The organism is Dietzia sp. IBK-p2-16D (genome assembly GCF_057773085.1).
The window spans coordinates 1-255 of the sequence record NZ_JBYMTL010000092.1 but is presented as its reverse complement, the minus strand read 5'-3'; the positions used below and the strand labels follow the sequence as shown (position 1 = coordinate 255).

Genomic DNA, 255 nt, shown 5'->3' with positions numbered 1-255 from the left:
TCGTGACCTCAATGGATGCCGCAACGTTCTTCGACTGCCACAGGCGGGCGTTCGCCCACTTCGGCGGGGTGCCAGCGGCGATCGTCTACGACCGACTCAAGACCGTGGTGCGTCGCCATGTGGCCCCTGGTAAGGCCGTTCCGGTCACGGCCGCGGCCACCGCATTCGCCGGGCACTACGGCTTCGACATCGACGTGCTGGCCGCGTACCGGCCCACCGGGAAAGGGCGGGTCGAGCGGCAGGTCGACATCGTGC

At 68.6% G+C, this 255-nt stretch carries 1 pseudogene; it reads left to right on the top strand.

Annotated elements, in window-relative coordinates:
- Positions 1-255, top strand: a pseudogene (locus tag AC3DE3_RS17485) (IS21 family transposase); the annotation flags it as partial.